This window comes from Microbacterium sp. CPCC 204701, assembly GCF_004010105.1.
Taxonomy (GTDB): Bacteria; Actinomycetota; Actinomycetes; order Actinomycetales; family Microbacteriaceae; genus Microbacterium.
Map to the genome: position 1 here is coordinate 1 of NZ_RRYE01000156.1, position 6,781 is coordinate 6,781.

Consider the following 6,781-nt stretch of genomic DNA (forward strand, 5'->3'; position numbering starts at 1 on the left):
CGACGAGCCGGTGTCGGCGCTCGACGTGCTCGTGCAGGACCAGGTGCTCACGCTCCTGCGCGACCTGCAGCGAGAGTACGGCCTCAGCTACCTCTTCATCTCGCACGACCTCGCGGTGGTGCGCCTCATCAGCGACTACGTCTGCGTCATGAAGGACGGGCAGCTGGTCGAGGCCGCGTCCTCGGAGGAGATCTTCACCAACCCGCGCGATCCGTACACGCGGCGCCTGCTGGCTTCGATCCCCGGCAACGAGCTCGACATCGCGGTCTGAAAGCGATTCCTCGAGCGCGACGGATGCCTCAGCGCGCCCGCGTGCGCGGGTCCATGGCTTCGCGCAGCGCCTCGCCGAAGAGGGTGAAGCCGAGTGCGGTGACCATGATGCACAGACCGGGGAGGAAGGCCAGCCACGGGGCGATCGCGAGCTCGGCCTGCGCGTAGGTGAGCATGCGGCCCCACTCAGCGGTCTCGGGACGTCCGCCGCCGAGGCCCAGGAACGACAGCGCCGCCGCGTCGATCACGGCGGTCGCGAGCGTCAGCGTGCCCTGGACGATCACCGGGCCGATGCTGTTGGGCAGGACGTGGCTCATCGTGATCGTGCCGCGTCCGAGGCCGAGGGTCTGCGCTGACAGCACATAGTCGGCGCCTCGCTGCTGCAGCATCGAGGCGCGCAGGAGCCGCGCGAAGATCGGCACCTGCGACGCGCCGATCGCGATCATCACGGAGAGCTGTGTCTGACCGAGGATCGCCGCGATCGACACCGCGAGCAGCAGGTTCGGCACCGAGAGGAGGATGTCGACGAAACGCATGATGACGGTGTCGACCCACCCGCCGAACGCACCCGCGACGAGACCGAGGATCATTCCGCCGATCAGACCGAACACCGTCGACACGACGCCGATCAAAAGGGAGGCGCGCGCGCCCCAGATCAGCTTCGACAGCACGTCACCCCCGAAGCGGTCGAGACCGAGGGGGAACTGCGGGAGCTCTCCCGGGCCGGGGATGTGCGTCGGGGTGATGTTCCTGGCACCCGGCAGCGCTGTCTCGGCGTACGGCGCCAGCCAGGGCGCGAGGAGTGCCACGACGACGAAGACGAGGACGATCGCGGCGCCGCCCCAGGCGGTCGGGTTCCGGCGGAGGCGCCGGAACACGCCGCGCCAGAACCCGCCGCCGCGGGTCTTCGCGGCCAGCAGCGCGGCGTCGTCGACCGAGGTGTCGTCGACGGGACCGCCCTCAGGCGCCGGGGGCAGCAGGACGGAGCTCATGCGGTCCCTCCCCTGTGGAGCGGATGGATGATCATGAGACCCTCACTCTCGGGTCGATGAAGCTGTACGAGACGTCGACCGTCAGGTTGATGAGCGCGTAGATGACCGCGATGAAGATGATGAAGCCCTGCAGGACGGGGAAGTCGCGCGCCTGGATCGCGTTCGCCATGAATGAGCCGATGCCCGGGAACGCGAACACCGTCTCGGTGAGGATCGCACCGGCCAGGAGCAGGCCGACCTGCAGGCCGACCGTCGTGATGACGGGAAGCATCGCGTTGCGCAGGATGAAGCGCTGCCGCAGCGTGCCGGTGCTGATGCCCTTCGCCCGGCCGGTGCGCACATAGTCGGAGTTCTGCACCTCCAGCACGGATGCCCGGGTGATGCGGACGATGATCGCGAGCGGGATCGTGCCCAGGGCGATCGCGGGGAGGATGAGGTGCAGGATCGCGTCCCAGGCGGCATCGAACTCGCCGGTCAGGATGCCGTCGAGCACGTAGAAGCCGGTCGGGTGCGTCGCGTCGATGCGCGGATCCTGCCGGCCGTCGCTCGGCAGCCAGCCGAGCTGCACCGCGAAGACGTACTTGAGCAGGAACGCGAGGAAGAACACCGGGATCGTGATGCCGATGAGGCTGAACACGATCGCCGCGTGATCGCTCAGCCTGCCGTGGTGCCGCGCCGCCCAGTAGCCGAGGGGGATGCCGATCCCGACCGCGATGATGAGCGCCGCGACCGACAGTTCGACCGTGGCGGGGAACCGGCGCCAGAACTCGTCGAGCACCGCGCGCCCGGTCTCGATCGACGCGCCGAAGTCACCCGTGACGAGGCGGCCGAGCCACACGATGTACTGCTCGAGGACGGGGCGGTTGAAGCCGTAGAGCTCATTGATCCGCTCGACGGCCTCGGGAGTCGCCCTCTCGCCGAGGAGTGCGACGGCCGGTCCGCCGGGAAGCGAGCGCACCCACAGGAAGAGCAGGATGCTGAGGCCGAGCAGGGTGGGGATGAGGAGCAGAAGCCGGTTGCCGATGGTGCGCAGCACGTGGGAAGTCTCCGAGGTCGGGTCGGTGCGCGATGCGGGGGAGGTTGCCTCCCCCGCATCGCGTGACGGGCGGGCCCGTCGTTACTCGGTCAGGACGATGTCGGTGAAGACCTCGTCGTTGACCGGGCTGGCCGGGTAGCTCTCCACCCGCGGCGAGAACGCCAGCGTGGGTGCGGGGTGGGCCAGCGGCACGCCCGGGATGAACTGCGCGACCATCTCGTTGATGTCTTCGTAGAGCGCCGTCTGATCCTCGAGGTTCGGCACTCCACGCGCCTCCTGCAGGGCCGCGAACAGCTCCGCGTTCTCGAAGCCCCATTCCGCCGACGGTCCACCGAAGAAGACGCCGACGAAGTTGTCGGTGTCGTTGTAGTCGCCGGTCCACCCGAGCAGGTGGATGCCGTGATCCGACGATCCCGTGATCTTGTCGAGGTAGTCGGGGCTCCACGCGTCGGTGACCGGGTTGGTGACCACGCCGACCTCCGAGAGCTGCGACGACAGCACCGTGAAGATCTGCTCGGGGTCCGGCATGTAGGGGCGCGAGACGTTCACCGGGTAGTTGAAGTCGAGCGTGAGCGGGTTCGCTTCGTCGTAGCCCGCCTCTGCCAGCAGAGCCTTCGCCTGCTCGGGGTCGTACTCGTAAGTCGTCACATCGGGGTTCCACCCGTTCACCACGTCGGGGATGAACTGCGTGGCCTTCTCGGTGCCCTCGGGCAGCACCTGAGCGATCAGGGCGTCCTTGTCGATCGCGTGCGACAGGGCCTGACGCACCTTCGGATCCTGCAGCTCCGGGATCGCCTGGTTGAACGCCAGGTAGAGGATCGTGAAGGGCGGACGCGACACCATCGTGAAGCCGTCCTCCTCGAGAGCCGCCGAGTCGGCGGGTCCGACGAGGTCGTAGCCGTCGATCGAGCCGGACTCGAGGGCCTGGCGACGCGCGGTCGGGTCGTCGATGGTGCGGAAGATGATCTCGTCGACCTGTCCTGTCTCGCCCCAGTAGTCGTCGTAGGCCGACAGCGTCACACTCTCGCCGGGAGCCCACTCCTCGAACTTGTAGGGGCCGGTGCCGGTGGGGTGCCCCTCTCCGTACTCCGACAGCGAGGGCGCCTCCTCCGTGCCGCCGATGCCGTCCGCGTCGTACTCCTGGAGCGCCGTCGGGCTCTGCATCGCGAAGGCCGGCAGCGAGAGCGCGGGGATGAATCCGGCGAAGGGCTGGTTCAGCTCGATCGTGACCGAGTGGTCGCCGTCGGGCGTGCACGACTTGTAGACCGCGGACTCGGCCGTCTCGACGTAGCCGCGGAAGAGCTTGCCGTAGTAGTACGACAGCGACTCGGTCGCGGCCAGGCCCGTCCAGTTGTACCAGCGATCGAAGTTGTAGCAGACGGCCTCGGCATCGAACGGCGTGCCGTCATGGAAGGTCACGTCCTGCTTGAGCTCGAACGTGTGCGACATGCCGTCATCGGACGACACCCATGACTCGGCGAGCAGCGGCGCCGGGTCGGCGGTGCCGGGCTCCGTGCCGATGAGACCTTCGAAGATCTGCCGGGAGACGCGGAACGTCTCGCCGTCCTGTGCGAAAGCGGGATCGAGGTTCGCCGGGTCGGAGGACGCGCCGAAGACGAACGTGCCGTCGACATCGGCCGCCGCGTCGGTCGCGCCGCCTTCCTCGCGCTGGCTCGCGCAGGCGGTGAGGACGACCGCACCGACGGCGATCGTCGCGGCGCCGGCGAGCCAGCGCCTTCTCGATGTGTGGAGCATGTGCTGTGCACCTTCCATATCGTGCGGGCCGCGCTGCACGTCGTCGTGAAGCCGGGGTGAGCTCAGCCCTCATCGGGGTGTGATGCTCCGACGCTACCCGCACGTGACGGCACCGACGATTACACCTGTGTCTCGATTATGTTTCGACATGGCCGGATGCCGCATTTCGAGCGATCTGCGCAGCCACCGGTTCGGTCGCTGAGCGAGGAGCGCAATAGCCGGGTCGCACGGTGCGCGGGACGCTAACGTGGTGGCCATGGCTCGGGCGAAGGAAGAGGCATCCGGTCCGTCCGCCCGGCTGAGCGACGGCACCCTCGCCCGCATCGTCCCGTCGGCGTTCGGCGGCGGGTGGGAGCTCGACGTCGACGGCACCCCTCAGTCGCACGTCGACCTCGACGATCCGACGCACCTGCACTTCGAATACGTCGCGCGTATGGCGGCGGTGATCGACAGGCTGCGGATGCCGGGACAGCCCCTCACCGCGCTCCACCTCGGGGCGGGCGCCCTCACCGTCCCGCGGTATGTGGAGACGACACGGCCGGGGTCGCGCCAGCAGGTGGTCGAGCTCGAGCCCGCACTGTGGGACCTCGTGCGCGAGAACCTGCCGCTGCCGCGGGGCGCGTCGATCCGGATGCGGATCGGCGACGCTCGTGAGGTGCTGCGACGGCTGCCCGCCGGCCTGGTCGGCGCGGCCGACCTCGTCGTCTCCGACGTGTATTCCGGCGCACAGACCCCCGCTCACCTGACCACGGTGGAGTTCTTCACCGAGGCTGTGCGATTCCTCGCGCCCGACGGGGTGCTGCTCGTCAACGTCGCCGACGGCGCAGGACTCGCCTTCGCACGCCGCCAGGTGGCCACGGTGCGGGCCGTGCTCGAGCACGTGATCGTGCTGGCAGAGGTGCAGACCCTCAAGGGCCGCAGGTTCGGCAACCTCGTGATCGCGGCGTCCCGCGCCGCCCTTCCGACCGAATGGCTGCCGCGGATCATGGCTGCCGGCCCGCATCCAGCGAAGGTCGCGGAAGGCCGCGAGGTCGACGACTTCGCGCGGGGTGCGCGGGTCGCGACCGACGTCGACGCCACCCCCTCGCCCAAGCCCTCGGCATCCGTCTTCGATCGCTGACGCGGCCACCGTTCACGGTCGCGATCTTCGGACGCGGGAAGCGATGCCGAGACCGGCGTGGCACGCGCGGCCGCGGTGGGGCGGACGGCACACTGGAAAGGCGATCCGGCAGCGCTGGCGAAGGGAGTCATCGGTGAGCTACATCCGCGGGTACGACCCTGACACGCTGCGCGAGCAGGTGGATGCCCGGCAGTGCAGGGAGCGCCTCGAAGAGATCGGCGAGCAGCGGAGCCTGCCTGCGCTGCTGGAGCGCGTGTGGCTGCTGAAGGTGCTCGACCGCACCGAGGACGCTCTCGTCGTCTCGGAGCAGTCGGTGCGCGTGGCCCGCATGGCCGGCACGCGCAAGGATCTGCTGCGCGCCCGCATCCTGCATGCGACCGTACTGCAGGCGCGCGGCGCGTACGCCGCTGCCGAGCAGGAGCTGACGACGTGCGCCGAAGAGGCCGAGGGGCAGGGCTGGGCCGGCATCGCGGCGTTCGCCTACCAGCACCGGGGCAAGGTCCACTACGACGACGGAGACTTCGAATCGGCCCGCAAGGACTTCAAGCGGGCGCTGTTCCTGCGTCAGGAGTCCGGCGCGAGCGACGACCAGCTCGAGTCGACGCTGCTCGCCATCGACGCCGCCGACCGGCGCCGGGCCGCGGCATCGGTCGCCAGCTGACCGCCGCCGCCCTTCGAGTGTCGTAGATACGTTCTAGTCTCCCGGACATGTCGGAACTGCATCGCGTGCGGCACTGGGCCGACGCCCTCATCGCCGCCCACCTGGACCCGTCGTGGACGTTCGCGTTCGACAACGCCAAGCGCCGCGCCGGGCTCTGCGACTACACGCGCAAGCGCATCAGCGTGTCGCGCTACCTCACCGCGCGATACGACGACGACACCAACCACCAGACGCTCTTGCACGAGGTCGCCCACGCGCTCGCCGGCGCCGAGGCGGGCCACGGTCCGCGCTGGCGCGCGGTCGCCCGCGATCTCGGCTACGTCGGCGGCACCACCCATCACGGTGAGACGGCGACCGAGCTCGCACCGTGGATCGGGGTCTGCCCGACGGGGCACGTCGCGTACCGGCACCGCAGGGCGACGCGGCCGACGTCGTGCGCGAGGTGCGCCCGGGTGTTCGACGAGCGGTTCCTGATCACGTGGACCCGCCGCGAGATCACGCCGGCAGCGCGCCTGGCCGCGATGACGCCGCGCTGAGTCAGGAGGCGACGAAGACCCCGTCACGCAGCACCGGAACGACGGGTGCGGCATCCACCGCCGCCGCATTCAGCACCTCGTCACGCACCGCGCCCGGTTGCTGAGCCACCCCCGGTTGCTGAGCCTGTCGACGCATGAGCTCCTGGCCGGATCCGCTCGCGGTGAGGAGGTGCCGCACCGCCCCCCGGAGGCCACGGAACGCCTCCCCCGCGGCCGCGGCTTCGGGCGACGTGTGGTCGATGCCGAGCGCTCCGAGCGCGTCGACGATCGCACCGGCTCCGAGCTGATCCTCGACCGCGAAGCGCAGCGGGGCGCCGGGCTCGCGACCGCCCAGCTCGCCGGCAGCGATGATCGCGGCACTCGTGCGGGTGCCGCGGCGCTGCTGCTGGTCGAGGATCGCGCGGGCGACCG

General features: G+C 69.7%; 7 protein-coding genes and 1 pseudogene. 4 read left to right on the top strand and 4 right to left on the bottom strand.

Going from position 1 to position 6,781, the window contains the following annotated elements; translation table 11 throughout:
• A partial coding sequence (locus tag EIO58_RS10395) for an ABC transporter ATP-binding protein (protein ID WP_164861629.1) occupies positions 1-271 on the top strand: 271 nt, incomplete at its 5' end.
• 28 nt (positions 272-299) lie between these two features.
• Here EIO58_RS10395 and EIO58_RS10400 read toward each other — a convergent pair.
• From EIO58_RS10400 to EIO58_RS10410, 3 genes are all read right to left on the bottom strand, one after another.
• Positions 300-1,262, bottom strand: a complete 963-nt coding sequence (locus EIO58_RS10400) for an ABC transporter permease (RefSeq protein WP_127819483.1) — start codon at positions 1,260-1,262, stop codon at positions 300-302.
• A 31-nt stretch (positions 1,263-1,293) separates the two neighbouring features.
• A complete protein-coding gene (locus EIO58_RS10405; RefSeq protein WP_127819484.1) occupies positions 1,294-2,298 on the bottom strand; it encodes an ABC transporter permease in 1,005 nt (334 codons plus the stop codon).
• Between the two features lie 81 nt (positions 2,299-2,379).
• Entirely contained in the window at positions 2,380-4,053 is a 1,674-nt protein-coding gene (locus tag EIO58_RS10410) for an ABC transporter substrate-binding protein (protein ID WP_127819485.1), read from the bottom strand.
• Between the two features lie 256 nt (positions 4,054-4,309).
• On the opposite strand from EIO58_RS10410, the gene EIO58_RS10415 reads away from it, so the two are divergent.
• The 3 genes from EIO58_RS10415 (at position 4,310) to EIO58_RS10425 (ending at position 6,370) form a co-directional block, all read left to right on the top strand.
• The gene (locus tag EIO58_RS10415) at positions 4,310-5,173 is read left to right on the top strand and encodes a spermidine synthase (protein WP_127819486.1); all 864 of its coding nucleotides are present in this window, start codon (positions 4,310-4,312) and stop codon (positions 5,171-5,173) included.
• Positions 5,174-5,306: 133 nt separating this feature from the next.
• Complete coding sequence (locus EIO58_RS10420) at positions 5,307-5,834, top strand: hypothetical protein (RefSeq protein WP_127819487.1); 528 nt, start codon at positions 5,307-5,309, stop codon at positions 5,832-5,834.
• 47 nt (positions 5,835-5,881) lie between these two features.
• A complete protein-coding gene (locus EIO58_RS10425) occupies positions 5,882-6,370 on the top strand; it encodes a SprT-like domain-containing protein (protein WP_127819488.1) in 489 nt (162 codons plus the stop codon).
• Between the two features lies 1 nt (position 6,371).
• On the opposite strand, the pseudogene EIO58_RS10430 reads toward EIO58_RS10425, so the two are convergent.
• A pseudogene (locus EIO58_RS10430) lies at positions 6,372-6,781 on the bottom strand (2-phosphosulfolactate phosphatase); the annotation flags it as partial.

What these genes read in the sequence shown, in the direction of transcription:
- EIO58_RS10400 (WP_127819483.1), bottom strand. Translation starts at nt 1,262, where the DNA reads ATGAGCTCCGTCCTGCTGCCCCCGGCGCCTGAGGGCGGTCCCGTCGAC.
- EIO58_RS10415 (WP_127819486.1), top strand. Translation starts at nt 4,310, where the DNA reads ATGGCTCGGGCGAAGGAAGAGGCATCCGGTCCGTCCGCCCGGCTGAGC.
- EIO58_RS10425 (WP_127819488.1), top strand. Translation starts at nt 5,882, where the DNA reads ATGTCGGAACTGCATCGCGTGCGGCACTGGGCCGACGCCCTCATCGCC.
- EIO58_RS10410 (WP_127819485.1), bottom strand. Translation starts at nt 4,053, where the DNA reads ATGCTCCACACATCGAGAAGGCGCTGGCTCGCCGGCGCCGCGACGATC.